The 15,144-nt window shown below is 71.2% G+C and carries 15 protein-coding genes; 7 read left to right on the forward strand and 8 right to left on the reverse strand.

The features are described from left to right. Positions 1 to 21: 21 nt before the first annotated feature. Together ACFV9D_RS21830 and ACFV9D_RS21835 are read right to left on the reverse strand one after the other, a co-directional pair. The gene (locus ACFV9D_RS21830; RefSeq protein ID WP_385148657.1) at positions 22 to 1,668 is read right to left on the reverse strand and encodes a threonine/serine exporter family protein; all 1,647 of its coding nucleotides are present in this window, start codon (positions 1,666 to 1,668) and stop codon (positions 22 to 24) included. 125 nt (positions 1,669 to 1,793) lie between these two features. Next, a complete protein-coding gene (locus tag ACFV9D_RS21835; RefSeq protein WP_385148536.1) occupies positions 1,794 to 2,288 on the reverse strand; it encodes an inorganic diphosphatase in 495 nt (164 codons plus the stop codon). 102 nt (positions 2,289 to 2,390) lie between these two features. Here ACFV9D_RS21835 and dacB point away from each other — a divergent pair, with 102 nt between their 5' ends. The 7 genes from dacB to ACFV9D_RS21870 all read left to right on the forward strand — a co-directional run bounded on the left by dacB (position 2,391) and on the right by ACFV9D_RS21870 (position 10,238). Continuing rightward, positions 2,391 to 3,830 (forward strand): D-alanyl-D-alanine carboxypeptidase/D-alanyl-D-alanine-endopeptidase, encoded by a 1,440-nt coding sequence (gene dacB / locus ACFV9D_RS21840; RefSeq protein ID WP_385148539.1) that lies wholly within the window; start codon positions 2,391 to 2,393, stop codon positions 3,828 to 3,830. 49 nt (positions 3,831 to 3,879) lie between these two features. Next, positions 3,880 to 5,010, forward strand: a complete 1,131-nt coding sequence (locus ACFV9D_RS21845; protein ID WP_385148542.1) for a zinc-dependent metalloprotease — start codon at positions 3,880 to 3,882, stop codon at positions 5,008 to 5,010. Positions 5,011 to 5,206: 196 nt separating this feature from the next. Next, positions 5,207 to 6,253, forward strand: a complete 1,047-nt coding sequence (gene tilS, locus ACFV9D_RS21850; protein WP_385148545.1) for a tRNA lysidine(34) synthetase TilS — start codon at positions 5,207 to 5,209, stop codon at positions 6,251 to 6,253. Between the two features lie 50 nt (positions 6,254 to 6,303). Next, positions 6,304 to 6,843, forward strand: a complete 540-nt coding sequence (gene hpt, locus ACFV9D_RS21855) for a hypoxanthine phosphoribosyltransferase (protein WP_132917781.1) — start codon at positions 6,304 to 6,306, stop codon at positions 6,841 to 6,843. A gap of 161 nt (positions 6,844 to 7,004) precedes the next feature. After that, on the forward strand, positions 7,005 to 9,026 hold the full coding sequence (gene ftsH, locus ACFV9D_RS21860) for an ATP-dependent zinc metalloprotease FtsH (protein WP_385148548.1): 2,022 nt from the start codon (positions 7,005 to 7,007) through the stop codon (positions 9,024 to 9,026). Between the two features lie 97 nt (positions 9,027 to 9,123). Beyond that, entirely contained in the window at positions 9,124 to 9,729 is a 606-nt protein-coding gene (gene folE, locus ACFV9D_RS21865) for a GTP cyclohydrolase I FolE (protein WP_361676946.1), read from the forward strand. Between the two features lie 116 nt (positions 9,730 to 9,845). Next, on the forward strand, positions 9,846 to 10,238 hold the full coding sequence (locus ACFV9D_RS21870) for a nuclear transport factor 2 family protein (protein ID WP_385148552.1): 393 nt from the start codon (positions 9,846 to 9,848) through the stop codon (positions 10,236 to 10,238). Here the strand turns inward: ACFV9D_RS21870 and ACFV9D_RS21875 are convergent. From ACFV9D_RS21875 to ACFV9D_RS21900, 6 genes are all read right to left on the reverse strand, one after another. Further along, complete coding sequence (locus tag ACFV9D_RS21875; protein ID WP_385148555.1) at positions 10,235 to 10,720, reverse strand: DUF3180 domain-containing protein; 486 nt, start codon at positions 10,718 to 10,720, stop codon at positions 10,235 to 10,237. The two genes, ACFV9D_RS21870 and ACFV9D_RS21875, sit on opposite strands and share 4 nt — an antisense overlap. A 49-nt stretch (positions 10,721 to 10,769) precedes the next feature. Then, entirely contained in the window at positions 10,770 to 11,369 is a 600-nt protein-coding gene (gene folK, locus ACFV9D_RS21880; RefSeq protein ID WP_385148558.1) for a 2-amino-4-hydroxy-6-hydroxymethyldihydropteridine diphosphokinase, read from the reverse strand. Next, the gene (gene folB / locus ACFV9D_RS21885; RefSeq protein WP_361676937.1) at positions 11,366 to 11,725 is read right to left on the reverse strand and encodes a dihydroneopterin aldolase; all 360 of its coding nucleotides are present in this window, start codon (positions 11,723 to 11,725) and stop codon (positions 11,366 to 11,368) included. The genes folK and folB overlap by 4 nt, the downstream gene beginning before the upstream one ends. 203 nt (positions 11,726 to 11,928) lie before the next feature. Next, positions 11,929 to 12,387, reverse strand: a complete 459-nt coding sequence (locus tag ACFV9D_RS21890; RefSeq protein WP_385148561.1) for a nuclear transport factor 2 family protein — start codon at positions 12,385 to 12,387, stop codon at positions 11,929 to 11,931. After that, entirely contained in the window at positions 12,384 to 13,244 is an 861-nt protein-coding gene (gene folP / locus ACFV9D_RS21895; protein WP_385148564.1) for a dihydropteroate synthase, read from the reverse strand. Before folP ends, ACFV9D_RS21890 begins: the two co-directional genes overlap by 4 nt. Before the next feature lie 62 nt (positions 13,245 to 13,306). Beyond that, a complete protein-coding gene (locus ACFV9D_RS21900; RefSeq protein ID WP_385148567.1) occupies positions 13,307 to 15,139 on the reverse strand; it encodes a phosphatidylglycerol lysyltransferase domain-containing protein in 1,833 nt (610 codons plus the stop codon). Between the last annotated feature and the right edge of the window lie 5 nt (positions 15,140 to 15,144).

The raw sequence follows: 15,144 nt of genomic DNA on the forward strand, positions 1-15,144 counted from the left end.
GCCCGACTCACTCGCCGAGCGCTAGAAACCACGCGTCCGCTTCGCGGCGCGGCGGGCCGCCGCCGCGCCCGGAGCCTGCATGAACAGGCGGGCCAGCTCGCCTCCCAGGTTCACGCCGATCGCGATCGCCAGGGCCAGGGCCGCCGCCTTCGCCAGGTTCGCGAAGCCCTGGTCCAGATTGTTCTGGGCGATCGAGAGCACCCCGAAGTACGTCGCCGAACCCGGCAGCAGAGGGCCGATCGCCGCCGTCACGTACGGCAGGGACGAGGTGTGGTGGTACCGGGCGATCAGCTGCCCGAACAGACCCACCAGACCCGCCGCCACGGCCGTCGCCATCACCGCCGAGCCGTCCGCCGTCACCGCGATCGACGCGTAGATCACCCACGCCACCCCGCCGTTCAGCGTCGCGAACAGCACCGTCTCCCGGGACTGCTGCAAAAGGATCGCGAAGGTCGCGCACAGCACCATCGACGCCAGGATCTGAACGACCGGCCGCTCGACCGCACTGAGCGTCCCCTCCGGATTGAGCTGCGCGTCGAACTGCACGGCCACGTACAGCACCGACAGCACACCCACCACGATCGCCACGAAGAAGTACCCGACCTCCAGGAGCCGGGCCGAGGCCGTGATGTAGAAGCCGGTCAGACCGTCCTGCACGGCCGCCACCAGCGCCCGCCCCGGGATCAGCGCGAACAGGCCACCCGTGATGACCGCCGAGGGCCGCAGATCCGTGTGCAGCAGCGTCAGCAGCACCCCCATCGCGGCCGGCGGCATCGCCGCCACCAGGAACTGGTAGAACTCCGGCAGCCCGCGCCCCGCGCACAGCCACGCCAGCCGGTCCCCGAGCACCGCGCCCAGCGCCGCCACGAAGAAGACCGTGAGATCACCGCCCAGCAGCACCGAGGCCGCGCCCGCCAGGACACCCGCCGCCGTCGTCAGCACCCATCCGGGGTACGGGTGCCGGTTGCGCCGTATCTCCGCGAGCCGCCGGTACGCCTCCTCCGGCGTGACGTCGTGCTCCTCCGCGTTGATGTCGGCGAGCAGCTGGTAGACCGCCGCCAGCCGGGTGTAGTCCGTGCCCCGGCGCCGTACCGTCCGGTTCGCCGTGATCGGATCGTCCACCAGCGACGGCTGGTACGTGATCGACAGCAGCGTGAACGTGACGGTCGGCTCGCTGCGGTCCAGACCGTACGAGCGGCAGATCGCGAACATCGCCGCCTCGACGTCCTCCGCGCCCTCACCGCCCGCGAGCAGCAGCTCGCCGATACGCAGCGTCAGGTCGAGCACACGACCCACCGCGGGCCCGGCCTCGTCCTCCTTGCGCGCGATCTCCGGCACCGGCCGCTCGCCGACCGGCAGCCGCAGCATCGTCCGCATCCGGTCCTGCCACGGCGCGTCCGCAGGCAGCCGCACCAGCGGCATGCCGTGCGCGGGCGTGAACGCCGGCGGCGCGTGCTTCGCGGAGTACGTCGACGGCGGCGCGAACGCCGAACCCTCGGGCTCGGCCGGCGGCTCGGGAGCAAGCCCCTCGGGAACGGCGAACTCGGAGGTCGGATGCTCCTCCTCCGGCACCACCGGCTGCTCGACCCCCGCCGGCGGCGTGAAAGCGCTGCGCGCCTCGTCCGACTGCGGCTTCCGGTCCTCCGGGCCGTCCGCCTCCGCGACCACTCTCTTCGCCCTCACTCCCATTCGCGCTGTCTGCCCAGTATGGGCACGGGCATACGACCGCACGCGAGACGGGCGGCGCACCCGCACGAGGTGCACCGCCCGTCACAGCTTCAGCAGGGACCCACTCAGTGGGCGCCGCCCTGCGCCTCCAGGCGCTTGTAGGAGGCCTGGATCTCGGCCTCGGCCTCGGCGCGGCCGACCCAGTCGGCACCCTCGACCGACTTGCCCGGCTCCAGGTCCTTGTAGACCTCGAAGAAGTGCTGGATCTCCAGGCGGTCGAACTCCGACACGTGGTGGATGTCGCGCAGGTGCTCGACGCGCGGGTCCGACGCGGGGACGCACAGCAGCTTGTCGTCGCCGCCGGCCTCGTCCGTCATGCGGAACATGCCGATGGCGCGGCACTTGATGAGGCAGCCGGGGAAGGTCGGCTCGTCCAGGATGACGAGCGCGTCCAGCGGGTCGCCGTCCTCGCCGAGGGTGTTCTCGACGAAGCCGTAGTCGGCCGGGTAGCTGGTCGAGGTGAAGAGGCGGCGGTCCAGGCGGATGCGACCGGTCTCGTGGTCGACCTCGTACTTGTTCCGCGACCCCTTCGGGATCTCGATGGTGACGTCGAACTCCACGGGTGGCTCCTCCTGAATCAACACATGTGAATGCCTGCGGCAACGCGCAGTGATTAAGTGTCCCTCACGCCTGTGTGTGATCGCGAAAGGGGCTGGTCAGCAATGCCGGAGCCGAGGACGTGGCAGGTCACGGTGGGTTCCGCCGTGCTCGGTCTGGCCCTGGCCGCCGGAGCGGTGACCGCCGCCGGCCCGTGGGACAACGGTCAGCGTAAGGCCGAGCGGGCCCGTGCGGCCGCCACGGCCCCGACAGGTGGCGCACATCACGTGGACGCCAAGCCCCCCGCGGCCCCCCGGCGCCCCGCACCGGCCCCCAGCGCCGCCGGAGTGCTCCGCGCCCTCGGCGCGCCCGGCACCACCCGCCAGGGCGACCTCGCCGGCATCCTCGTACCGCTCCTCGCCGACCCCGGCCTCGGCACGCTCCGCACCGCCTCCGTCGTCGACGCGACCACCGGGAAGCAGCTGTACGGGGAGGGCGCCACCACCCCCATGACCCCGGCCTCCACGATCAAGATCGCCACCTCGGTCGCCGCACTCTCCGCCCTCGGACCCGACCACCGCATCCCCACCACCGTCGTCGCCTCCCCCGACGGCCGCACGGTCACCCTGGTCGGCGGCGGCGACCCCACCCTCGACCGCGGCCGCCTCAAGGCCCTCGCCGAGTCCACCGCCCGCGCCCTGAAGGACCGCGGCATCACCGCCGTACGGGTCGCCTACGACGCCGGCCTCTACACGGGCCCCGCCCGGCACCCCATCGGCCCCAACGAGAACATCGCCCCCGTCAGCCCGCTGATGCTCGACGAAGGCCGCCTGGACAGCTCCGACCACGGACCCGCCCCGCGGACCGCCGACCCGGCCGGCGACACCGCCACCGCCTTCGCCGAACTCCTCCGCAAGTCCGGCACGAAGATCCAGGGCACCCCGGCCCCCGCCCGCGCCGCCAAGGACCCCAAGGACCCCAAGGCCGCCGAAGGCGCCGAGGCCGCCCCCCTGGCCCGTACCGACTCCGCCCCGCTCTCCGCCCTCGTCGAACGCACCCTCACCCACAGCGACAACGACCTCGCCGAAGCCCTCGCCCGCCAGACCGCCCTCGCCCGCAAGCAGCCCGCGAGCTTCGACGGCGCCGGCAAGGCCGTCCGCGCCGAACTCGCCGCCCTCGGCCTGCCCACCGCCGGGGCCCGCTTCGCCGACGGCAGCGGCCTGTCCCGCGACGACCGGATCTCCGCCGCCCTGCTCACCGGCCTCCTCACCCGGGCGGCCGACCCCACCCGCCCCGCCCTGCGCCCCGTCCTCACCGGCCTGCCCGTCGGCGGCTTCAGCGGCACCCTCGAAGGCCGCTTCGACACCGGCCCCGCCACGACCGGCGCCGGCCTCGTCCGCGCCAAGACCGGCACCCTGACGGGCGTCAACACGCTCGCCGGAACCGTCGTCACCGCCGACGGCCGACTCCTCGCCTTCGCCTTCCTCGCCGGCCGGACCCCCTCCCCCTACGAGGCCCAGCCCGCCCTCGACCGGCTCTCCGCCGCCCTCGCCCCCCAGGGCTGAACAGGTCCGAAGCCTCACCGAACGGGCGCCGAGAACGTACGGTTGACGCATGACGAGCATCGGTGGTGCCGAGATGGTCGACTGGAATCTCGCGGTCGCGACCGCGACCCGACTGGTGAGGCCGGGCCCGGAGGTGAGCCGGGACGAGGCCCGCGAGGTCGTCGCGGAACTCCGCCGCCACGCCAAGGCCTCCGAGGAGCACGTCAGGGCCTTCACCCGGATGATCCCCGAAGGCCACGAACCACGGGACACTCCCGTCCTCGTCGTCGACCGCGCCGGCTGGGTCAGGGCCAACGTCGCCGGCTTCCGCGAACTGCTCTCCCCGCTCCTCGACAAGATGCAGGAGCGCCGCTCCAACACCCCCGGCGGCACCATGCTCGGCGCGGTCGGCGGCAAGGTCACCGGCGTCGAGCTCGGCATGCTGCTCTCCTTCCTCGCCTCCCGGATCCTCGGCCAGTACGAGACCTTCGCCCCCGCCACCCGCGAACTGCCCGCCGGGGACAACGGCGGCGGCCGGCTCCTGCTCGTCGCCCCCAACATCGTCCACGTCGAACGCGAACTCGCCGTCGACCCCCACGACTTCCGGCTCTGGGTCTGCCTTCACGAAGAGACCCACCGCACCCAGTTCACCGCCGTCCCCTGGCTGCGCGACCACCTCCAGGGCGAGATCCAGGCCTTCCTCGGCGCCACCGAAGTCGACCCCTCCACCGTCGTCGAACGACTGCGCGAAGCCGCCCAGGCCCTCGCCGGCAGCCGCCCCGAAGGCGAGGAGGGCGAACCCGGCCCCTCCCTCGTCGAAATCGTCCAGACTCCCGAACAGCGCGAGATCCTCGCCCGCCTCACCGCCGTCATGTCCCTCCTCGAAGGACACGCCGACTACGTCATGGACGGCGTCGGCCCCCAGGTCGTGCCCTCCGTCACCGAGATCCGCGAGAAGTTCCAGCAGCGCCGCGCCCGCGGCGCCTCCCGCCTCGACCTCGCCCTGCGCAAGCTCCTCGGCCTCGACGCCAAACTGCGCCAGTACCGCGACGGAGAACGCTTCGTCCGAGCCGTCGTCGACCAGGTCGGCATGGACGGCTTCAACCGCGTCTGGACGTCGCCGAACACCCTCCCCACCAAGGCGGAGATCGCCACACCGGCCGACTGGGTCGCGAGGGTGCACCGTAAGGCAGACTCGTGAGACGGGTGCGACGCACGACGGACGAACACGGCCCCAATCACCCATCCGAGGGACCCTAGGCAAGGGGTGGGGCGTGCAATGCTCGGGTAACGGCCAGGTTCTGTCACCATCGACGCACTCTGAGTGACCGAACCCCCTCTTCCGACCGTTAAGACTCCGACCGAGGCACCCCACCCCATCACGAAGGGCACCGGACATGGGTCCCCATCCTGCGGTCGCGGCGATACGCCTGGCGGTCCGCCGCGTACTCCACGACGTTCTCACCGAGCACCAGACCGACGCCGCCACGGCACCCGACAAGCACCCCCTCGGCCCCTCCCCGGACCGGGTCGCTCCGCTTGTCCTCGTCGCCTGCTCCGGAGGCGCCGACTCCATGGCGCTCGCCTCCGCGCTCGCCTTCGAAGCCCGCAAACTCGCCGTCCGCGCCGGCGGCATCACCGTCGACCACGGCCTCCAGGACGGCTCCGACCAGCGCGCCGCCGAGGTCGCCGGCCGCATGGCCGCGCTCGGACTCGACCCCGTCGAAGCCGTCTCCGTCACCGTCGGCCGCGAAGGAGGGCCCGAGGCCGCCGCCCGCGACGCCCGCTACGCCGCCCTCGACGAGGCCGCCGAGCGCCACGGCGCCGCCGCCGTCCTGCTCGGCCACACGCGCGACGACCAAGCCGAAACCGTCCTCCTCGGCCTCGCCCGCGGCTCCGGCATCCGCTCCCTGTCCGGCATGGCCGCCGTCTCCGGCGCCGCAGGACGCTACCGCCGCCCCTTCCTGGAGCTCGACCGGCAGACCGTCCGCAAGGCCTGCGTCGCCCAGGAACTGGCCGTCTGGGACGACCCCCACAACGCGGACCCCGCCTACACCCGCTCCCGGCTCCGCCACGAAGGCCTGCCCGCGCTGGAGAAGGCCCTCGGCAAAGGCGTCGTCGAAGCCCTCGCCCGGACGGCCCAGCTCTCCCGCGACGACGCCGACGCCCTCGACTCCTGGGCCGCCGACGCGGAATCCGCCGTACGCGACGAGACCGGCCGGCTCGAGTGCGCCAAACTCTTCGGACTCCCGCCCGCGGTCCGCCGCCGCATCCTGCGCCGCGCCATGATCGCCGAGGGCGCACCCGCCGGCTCCCTCTTCGCCCGCCACATCGAGGAGGTCGACCGGCTGATCACCGGCTGGCGCGGCCAAGGGGCCATCAATCTGCCCGGTCGCGTCGAGGCACGGCGACAGGGTGGCAGACTGGTCATTCGGCAAGGCTGACTGCACAGTCGCAAGCTGCAACGAAAGTGACCCGGGTGAACGAGAAGGACATGGGCACCGACCTCAAGTCGGTGCTCATCACCAAGGAAGAGATCGACGCGAAGCTGGCCGAGCTGGCCGCGAAGATCGACGCGGAGTACGCGGGCAAGGACCTGCTCATCGTCGGCGTCCTCAAGGGTGCCGTGATGGTGATGGCGGACCTGGCGCGCGCGCTGTCCACCCCCGTCACCATGGACTGGATGGCCGTCTCCTCCTACGGAGCGGGCACCCAGTCCTCCGGCGTCGTCCGGATCCTCAAGGACCTCGACACCGACATCAAGGGCAAGCACGTCCTGATCGTCGAGGACATCATCGACTCCGGACTGACGCTGTCGTGGCTGCTGTCCAACCTGGGCTCGCGCGAGCCGGCCTCCCTCGAGGTCTGCACGCTGCTGCGCAAGCCGGACGCGGCGAAGGTCGCGATCGACGTGAAGTGGATCGGATTCGACATCCCCAACGAGTTCGTCGTCGGATACGGCCTCGACTACGCGGAGAAGTACCGCAACCTCCCCTTCGTCGGCACGCTCGCGCCGCACGTCTACGGCGGCTGAGGCACGGGAACCCGTACCGCCTCCCCGCCGTTGGAGCAAGGGAAGGCGGTCACGGGTCCCCGTGCTGAGGTACCTTCCGAAGAACAGCTTTTTCTCATAGCAGCTCTCACAGCAGCATTTACCTACGGGCAGGAGGGACGGAGCGTTCTCGCTCCGTATGGATGGACGTGAAGCGATACTTCCGTGGGCCGGTCATGTGGATCGTGCTGGCCGTCCTCGCCGTGGTCGTGCTGATGCAGGTGGTCGGCTCGTCCGAGGGCTACAAGACGGTGGACACCAGCAAGGTCGTCCAGGCGATCAATGACAAGCAGGCCGACCAGGTCAAGCTGACGACCGGCGACGAGCAGGTCATCAAGGTCGAACTCAAGAAGGACGCCGACAAGAACAAGTACGGCGGCAGCACCAAGATCCAGGCCAGCTACATCGGTGACCAGGGCGCCAACCTGACCACCACGCTCCAGGACCAGTCCGCCTCCGGCGCCCTGGACAAGGGCTACACCGTCTCCCCTGAGCGGCAGAGCCCGTTCCTGTCGGTGCTGCTCTCGCTGCTCCCCTTCGTCCTCATCGTGGTCGTCTTCCTGTTCCTGATGAACCAGATGCAGGGCGGCGGCTCCCGAGTCATGAACTTCGGGAAGTCCAAGGCCAAGCTGATCACCAAGGACACCCCGAAGACCACCTTCGCCGACGTGGCGGGCTCCGACGAGGCCGTCGAGGAACTCCACGAGATCAAGGAATTCCTCCAGGAGCCGGCGAAGTTCCAGGCCGTCGGCGCCAAGATCCCCAAGGGCGTGCTGCTCTACGGCCCGCCCGGAACCGGCAAGACCCTCCTCGCGCGGGCCGTCGCCGGCGAGGCCGGTGTGCCGTTCTACTCGATCTCCGGCTCCGACTTCGTCGAGATGTTCGTCGGTGTCGGTGCCTCCCGGGTCCGCGACCTCTTCGAGCAGGCCAAGGCGAACGCCCCGGCGATCGTCTTCGTCGACGAGATCGACGCCGTCGGCCGTCACCGCGGTGCCGGACTCGGCGGTGGCCACGACGAGCGCGAGCAGACCCTCAACCAGCTCCTCGTCGAGATGGACGGCTTCGACGTGAAGGGCGGCGTCATCCTGATCGCCGCCACGAACCGGCCCGACATCCTCGACCCGGCGCTCCTGCGCCCCGGCCGCTTCGACCGGCAGATCGCCGTCGACCGCCCGGACATGCAGGGCCGTCTGGAGATTCTCAAGGTCCACCAGAAGGGCAAGCCGGTCGCCCCGGACGTCGACCTCGGCGCCGTCGCCCGCCGGACCCCCGGCTTCACCGGTGCCGATCTCTCCAACGTCCTGAACGAGGCGGCGCTGCTCACCGCCCGCTCGGACAAGAAGCTGATCGACAACCACTCCCTGGACGAGGCGATCGACCGTGTGGTCGCGGGCCCGCAGAAGCGGACCCGGATCATGTCGGACAAGGAGAAGAAGATCACCGCGTACCACGAGGGCGGTCACGCCCTGGTCGCGGCGGCCTCGCCGAACTCCGACCCGGTCCACAAGATCACCATCCTGTCCCGCGGCCGGGCCCTGGGCTACACGATGGTGCTCCCGGACGAGGACAAGTACTCGACCACGCGCAACGAGATGCTCGACCAGCTCGCGTACATGCTGGGCGGGCGCGCGGCCGAGGAGCTCGTCTTCCACGACCCGACCACGGGCGCGGCGAACGACATCGAGAAGGCCACGGCCACCGCACGCGCGATGGTCACGCAGTACGGCATGACCGAGCGGCTCGGCGCGATCAAGTTCGGCGGCGACAACACCGAACCGTTCCTCGGCCGCGAGATGGCGCACCAGCGCGACTACTCGGAAGAGGTCGCCGCGCTGGTCGACGAAGAGGTCAAGAAGCTCATCGAGACCGCGCACAACGAGGCGTGGGAGATCCTCGTCGAGAACCGTGACGTCCTCGACAACCTGGTCCTGCAGCTCCTCGAGAGGGAGACGCTGGGCAAGGAGGAGATCGCCGAGATCTTCGCCCCGATCGTCAAGCGCCCGGCCCGCCCGGCCTGGACGGGCTCGTCCCGCCGCACGCCCTCGACCCGCCCGCCGGTCCTCTCCCCCAAGGAGCTGGCCCTGACGAACGGCGCGAACGGCAGCACACCGGTGGACACCACCAAGGCGATCGAGGTCGCCCCCGAGGAGGCCCCGGAGGCCTGACCTCCGACCACCCGGAATGGATGCCGCGCCCCCACAGGTTTTAGCCTGTGGGGGCGCGGCACATTTCGCGCCATGAGTCAGACGGAACGAGGCACAGATGACCGACCCGGTGACGCTGGACGGCGAGGGCACGATCGGCGAGTTCGACGAGAAGCGCGCCGAGAACGCCGTACGAGAGCTCCTCATCGCGGTCGGCGAGGACCCGGACCGCGAGGGGCTGAGGGAGACGCCGGGGCGGGTGGCGCGGGCCTACCAGGAGATATTCGCGGGCCTGCGCCAGCAGCCCGAGGACGTCCTGACGACCACGTTCGACCTCGGTCACGACGAGATGGTGCTGGTCAAGGACATCGAGGTGTACAGCACCTGTGAACACCATCTCGTCCCGTTCAGGGGCGTGGCCCACGTCGGCTACATCCCCTCGACCTCCGGCAAGATCACCGGCCTGTCGAAGCTGGCCCGCCTGGTCGACGTCTACGCCCGCCGCCCGCAGGTCCAGGAGCGGCTGACCACGCAGGTCGCCGACTCGCTGATGGAGATCCTGGAGCCGCGCGGCGTCATCGTCGTCTTCGAGTGCGAGCACATGTGCATGTCGATGCGCGGCATCCGCAAGCCGGGCGCGAAGACCATCACCTCGGCCGTCCGCGGCCAGCTCCGCGACCCCGCGACCCGCAACGAGGCGATGAGCCTGATCATGGCGAGGTAGCAGGTCCGCACGGGACCCGCCCGGGCCCTGCGCCTGCGTTCCGCCCGATGGACGAACGCCGCGCGCGGTGACTCGTCGTGCGGCATACGTTGCCGGGGAGACCGCTGGAGGCCCCGATGACCGATCACCCGCATGTCGCCGTGTTCCACCGCGCCCTGGCCGCCTTCTCGGCCGGCGACATGGACGCACTGACGCAGGAATTCCACCCCGATGTGGTCTGGCACATCGGGGGCAGGAACCTGCTGGCCGGTGACTACCGGGGGCGCGAGGACACCTTTGCGTTGCTCGGCCGGGAGTTCCAGCTGACGGGTGGCACGTACCGCGCGCAGCTCCACGATGTCCTCGCCAACGATGAGCACATGGTCGCTCTGCTCCATGTCACGGCGTCCCGTGACGGCAAGCAGCTCGACATGGACCTCGCCCTCGTCCTCCACATGCGGGACAGCAAGATCGCCGAGGGCTGGGTCGTCACCACTGACCCGACCGGGTACGACGCGTTCTGGTCCTAGGCGACCGGGGCCGTGCCCTTGCCGTTCTCCTCGTCCTCCGGGAGCTTGCAGACGCGTTCCAGGAAGAGGGCCGCCGCGATCACGGCGAAGCCGGCCAGGACCGAGAAGCCGGCGTAGATCGCCTGGTCGCGGCGGGCCGGGATGTCCAGGGAGCCGAGGAGGAAGACGCCCGTGCCGCCGTACATGCCGGCGACCAGGGCGGCGACCAGGGCGCTCGCCTGGCCGAAGACCACCGCGCGGGCCGCCATCAGCGGTTCCACGCCCTTCGCGCCGGGGCGGCGCTCGCGCTGGGCCTTGAGGCGGGCTCGGATGGAGAGGGCCGTCGCGGTCAGGACGACCGCGATCGCTGCGAGGACGATCGGCGCGGCGAGTGGCACGCTCGGCAGGGTGCCGACCGCGTCCCAGAGGCGCGCGGCGCCCCAGGACAGGATTCCGGCCACGATGAACAGTCCGGCGAGAACCTTGAGCCGCAGTTGTTTCACCGAGTGTCCTTCGTGTCGTCGCGGGGGTGGTGTCCCACGAGCGTAACGACTACTCGGGCAGACGGAGTTCCAGGTCGGCGCGCGGCACGACGCCGGCCTGGCCGACCGCCGTGAGCAGGTCCGCGACCGGGCCGTGTCCGGGCAGCTGGGCCTCGGGGTCCACGTCGTGCCAGGGGGCGAGGACGAAGGCGCGCTGGTGGGCGCGGGGGTGGGGGAGCGTGAGGACGGGGTCGTCGGAGACCACGTCGGCGTACGCCACGATGTCGACGTCGATGGTGCGGGAGCCCCAGCGCTCCTCGCGGACGCGGTGGAAGGCTTCCTCGACGGCGTGGGCCCGCTCCAGGAGGGAGCTGGGCGGCAGGGTCGTCTTCACCAGGGCGACCGCGTTGAGGTACGAGGGCTGGGAGCCGGGCTCGACGCCCCAGGGCTCCGTCTCGTACACGGGGGAGACGGCCTTGACCCGCAGGCCCGGGGTGTCCTCGAGGGCGTCGACGGCGCCCTGGAGGGTCTCCAGGCGGTTGCCGAGGTTGGCGCCCAGTGCGATGACCGCCCACTTGGGGTTGGAGAGCGTCACGTCGGCGGCGTCGACCGCCTCGACGACGGAGGCGGGTACGGGCTGCACGGTCGGGTCGCTGTGCGTGGCTTTCATACTCGGCTCCGGGTGATGGTGATGGTCACGTCGTCGAAGGGGACCGTGATCGGCGCGTCCGGCTTGTGGACGACGACCTCGACCTCCTGGACGCCGGGGTGCTTGAGGCACTGCTGGGCGATCCGCTCGGCGAGCGTCTCGATCAGGTCCACCGGCTCGCCCTGGACGACATCGACGACTTCCTCCGCGACGACGCCGTAGTGCACGGTCTTCGTCAGGTCGTCGTCGGCTGCCGCGGGACGGGTGTCCAGGCCGAGGACGAGGTCCACGATGAAGGTCTGGCCTTCCTCGCGTTCCTTGGGGAAGACGCCGTGGTGTCCTCGGGCCTTGAGGCCGCGCAGCGCGACACGATCCACGCGAATCACTCCTGCTGTCGTAGTTCTTGTGGCCACGCAGCCGGGTGCGGACGGCCGGGTGTCCAGCATCGAATCTACCTGCGGGCACCGACAGCGCTTGCCCACGGGGGGCTGCGGCGACGGCCACAGGGGCTGGGAGCGGCCCCTACCCAGAGCGCCGGATTCCAATCCCCGGCGTCACCCGAAAGGACCGGGGAACCCGGTCAGGAGCCGGGTTCCTCGTCCTCTTCCTCGTCCGATTCGGTGAGGACCGGGGAGCCGTGGTGGGACCAGATCCGCCAGCCCTCGAATGTGCGGCGGAACACATTGGTGGCGACCACGAGCTGGCCGACGAGGGGTCCGAGTTCGGCCCCGTCCTCGGCCGGTCCGCCGCTGAGGATGTTCTCGGTGCAGGTGACCACGGCCACATCGCCGGCGAGGGAGACCTTGACGTCCGTCAGGAAGAACTGGATGTACTCGGTGTTCGCCATGATCAGGGCGTACGAGCGGAGTACTTCGCCGCGGCCGGAGAGCACCGGCCAGCCGGGGTGGACGCAGCTGATGGGGGTGGCGCCGTCGTCGAGCCAGAGCGTGGAGATCTCTTCGAAGTCGCCGCGTTCCATCGCCTCGTAGAAGGCGGTGTTGGCGGCCTCGACCGCTTCGGTGTCGGTGGGGTGGGTCACGCGGCTCCCTCGACTGCTCGGGCGACCCGGACGGCGTCGGCGGTGGCCCTGACCTCGTGGACCCGTACGGCCCAGGCGCCCTCGTGGGCGGCGATGGCGGAGACGGCGGCGGTGGCGGCGTCGCGTTCGCGTGCGGGGGGCGGGGCGGCGCCTTCGCGGGTCAGGACGTGACCGAGGAAGCGCTTGCGGGAGGCGGCCACGAGCAGGGGCCTGCCGAGGGCGCGCAGTTCGGGGAGGTGGGCGACGAGGGCGAGGTCGTGGGGGGCGAGTTTGGCGAAGCCGAGGCCGGGGTCGATGACGATCCGTTCGGGGGCGATGCCGCCCTCGACGACGGCCTCCATGCGGTGGCGCAGTTCGGTGACGACCTCGCCGACGACGTCGTCGTAGACGGCGAGGCTGTTCATGTCCTGGCTGAAGCCGCGCCAGTGCATGACGACGAAGGGGACTTCGGCGGCGGCGACGGCGGGGACCATGTCCGGGTCGGCGAGGCCGCCGCTGACGTCGTTGACGAGTGTGGCGCCCGCCGCCACGGCGGCGCGGGCGACGGAGGCGCGCATGGTGTCGACGGAGACGGTGACGCCTTCGGCGGCGAGGCCGCGGACGACGGGGACGACGCGGCGCAGCTCTTCCTCCTCGTCGACGCGGCTGGCGCCGGGGCGGGTGGACTCGCCGCCGACGTCGACGAGGTCGGCGCCTTCGGCGACGAGGTGGAGCCCGTGTTTGACGGCGGCCGTGGTGTCGAACCAGCGGCCGCCGTCGGAGAAGGAGTCCGGTGTCACGTTCACGACGCCCATGACCGCGCAGCGGTCCCACTCCGGCAGGCCCGTGGCCGTGCCCCGACCGATCAACGTACTCATATGTCCAGACTAGGGGCTGCCTGCGCCGGGGGTGCCGGCCTGTCCAGGGGGCAGGCCCGGGGTCAGGCCGCGCGGACCTCCCGGTCCGCCTGCGGGGCGACGATGTGGGCGCAGGGGCGGGCCTTGGCGGCGGCTCGGCGGCGGGCGAAGGGGCGGGGCAGTTCGAGGTTCACGAAGCCTTCGGCCTGCATCGCGGCGAAGCCGATGCGGGGCAGGTCGCGGCTCTTGCGGTAGACGACGAAGCGGGGCTCCCAGCGGGGCCGGAACTTGGCGTTGAACTTGTACAGGGACTCGATCTGGAACCAGCGGGAGAGGAAGACGAGCAGTCCGCGCCAGACCCGGAGGACGGGTCCCGCGCCGATCTTCTCGCCGCGGGCGAGGGCGGCGCGGAACATGGCGAAGTTGAGCGAGACGCGTTCGATGCCCAGGCGGGGGGACTCCTGGAGGGCGGCGACGATGAGCAGTTCGTTCATGCCGGGGTCGGCGGAGCGGTCGCGGCGCATGAGTTCCAGGGACATGCCGTCGGCGCCCCAGGGCACGAAGTGGATGATCGCCTTGAGGTCGCCGTAGGGGGAGTCGGGATCTTCCTTGTGGGCGGTGGCTATGACGGCGTCTCCGTCGCCGGGGTCGCCGATCCGGCCGAGTGCCATGGAGAAGCCGCGCTCGGTGTCGGTGCCGCGCCAGTCGGCGGCGGCGCGGCGGACGCGGGCGAGTTCGCCGTCGGACAGGTCACGGACGCGACGGACCTTGGTGGTGTAGCCGTTGCGCTCGATCCGCTTCACCATCTGGCGCACGTTGCGCATGGCGCGCCCGGAGAGGGAGAAATCCGCGACGTCCACCACCGCCTCGTCGCCGAGTTCGAGGGCGTCGAGGCCGGTCTCGCGGGTCCAGACCTCGCCGCCGGTCTCGGAGCAGCCCATGACGGCGGGGGTCCAGGAGTGGGCCTTGGCCTCGTCCATGAAGCGGTCGATGGCGCCGGGCCAGGCCTCGACGTCGCCGATCGGGTCGCCGCTGGCGAGCATGACGCCGGAGACGACGCGGTAGCAGACGGCGGCCTTGCCGCTGGGGGAGAAGACGACGCCCTTGTCGCGGCGGAGGGCGAAGTGGCCGAGGGAGTCGCGGGCGCCGTGCTTGTCGAGGAGGGCGCGCAGCCTGGTCTCGTCGTCCTCGGTGAGTCGGGCGGCGGGGTGTTCGGGGCGGAAGGCCAGGTAGATGGTGGTGAGCGCGGTCAGCATGCCGAGGGCGCCGAGGGAGTAGCCGACGGTCCAGTCGACGTTGCCGGTGTAGCCGACGGGGCCTTCGAAGCCGAAGAGTCCGTACAGGACGTGTTCGAGGCGGTCGGTGAGGCTGGGGCTGCCGATGACGCGGCGCGGGTGGGCGCTGACGATGACGAGGCCGAGGACGATGGATCCGGCGCCCATGAGGACGAAGTTGGCGAGCGCCTTCCAGCGGCTGCGGGGGTCGGGCAGGGCGGCGAACTGGTCCCGGTGGCGCAGCAGCAGGGCGAGCAGCGCGAGGGAGAGCAGGGCGCCGAGGACGGAGTGGCGCCAGACGAACTGGGCGAGGGCGCCGAGCGGCAGCAGGACGACGGCGGCTCGCCAGGCGCGGCGCTTGTGGCGCTTGAGGCCGTGGGCGAGCAGCAGGAGCAGGACGCCTGCGCTGAGGGAGAGGGCCGCGGAGAGCGGCCCGAGCGTGCCGGGGAGGACCTCGGCGACGGCGTGCATCCGGCTGGCCCGGAAGCGCGGGAAGACGCCCGCGGCGATGTCGATCAGGCCGATGAGGGTGCAGGCCGTACCGACGAGGGAGGGGACCTTCTCGGGGCGGGGACCGCGCAGAATCCGGCGCACCCGAACCGGAACCGATCCTGATTTGTCCCCATCTACCGTGACAGACATCGCTT

Origin of the sequence: Streptomyces sp. NPDC059875 (assembly GCF_042731085.1) — a bacterium.
Taxonomy (GTDB): Bacteria; Actinomycetota; Actinomycetes; order Streptomycetales; family Streptomycetaceae; genus Streptomyces.

Bases quoted from the DNA above. Each gene is read 5' to 3' on its own strand.
- dacB (WP_385148539.1), top strand. From the start codon at position 2,391: ATGCCGGAGCCGAGGACGTGGCAGGTCACGGTGGGTTCCGCCGTGCTC.
- ACFV9D_RS21845 (WP_385148542.1), top strand. From the start codon at position 3,880: ATGACGAGCATCGGTGGTGCCGAGATGGTCGACTGGAATCTCGCGGTC.
- tilS (WP_385148545.1), top strand. From the start codon at position 5,207: ATGGGTCCCCATCCTGCGGTCGCGGCGATACGCCTGGCGGTCCGCCGC.
- hpt (WP_132917781.1), top strand. From the start codon at position 6,304: ATGGGCACCGACCTCAAGTCGGTGCTCATCACCAAGGAAGAGATCGAC.
- ftsH (WP_385148548.1), top strand. From the start codon at position 7,005: ATGGACGTGAAGCGATACTTCCGTGGGCCGGTCATGTGGATCGTGCTG.
- folE (WP_361676946.1), top strand. From the start codon at position 9,124: ATGACCGACCCGGTGACGCTGGACGGCGAGGGCACGATCGGCGAGTTC.
- ACFV9D_RS21870 (WP_385148552.1), top strand. From the start codon at position 9,846: ATGACCGATCACCCGCATGTCGCCGTGTTCCACCGCGCCCTGGCCGCC.
- folK (WP_385148558.1), bottom strand. From the start codon at position 11,369: ATGAAAGCCACGCACAGCGACCCGACCGTGCAGCCCGTACCCGCCTCC.
- folP (WP_385148564.1), bottom strand. From the start codon at position 13,244: ATGAGTACGTTGATCGGTCGGGGCACGGCCACGGGCCTGCCGGAGTGG.
- ACFV9D_RS21900 (WP_385148567.1), bottom strand. From the start codon at position 15,139: ATGTCTGTCACGGTAGATGGGGACAAATCAGGATCGGTTCCGGTTCGG.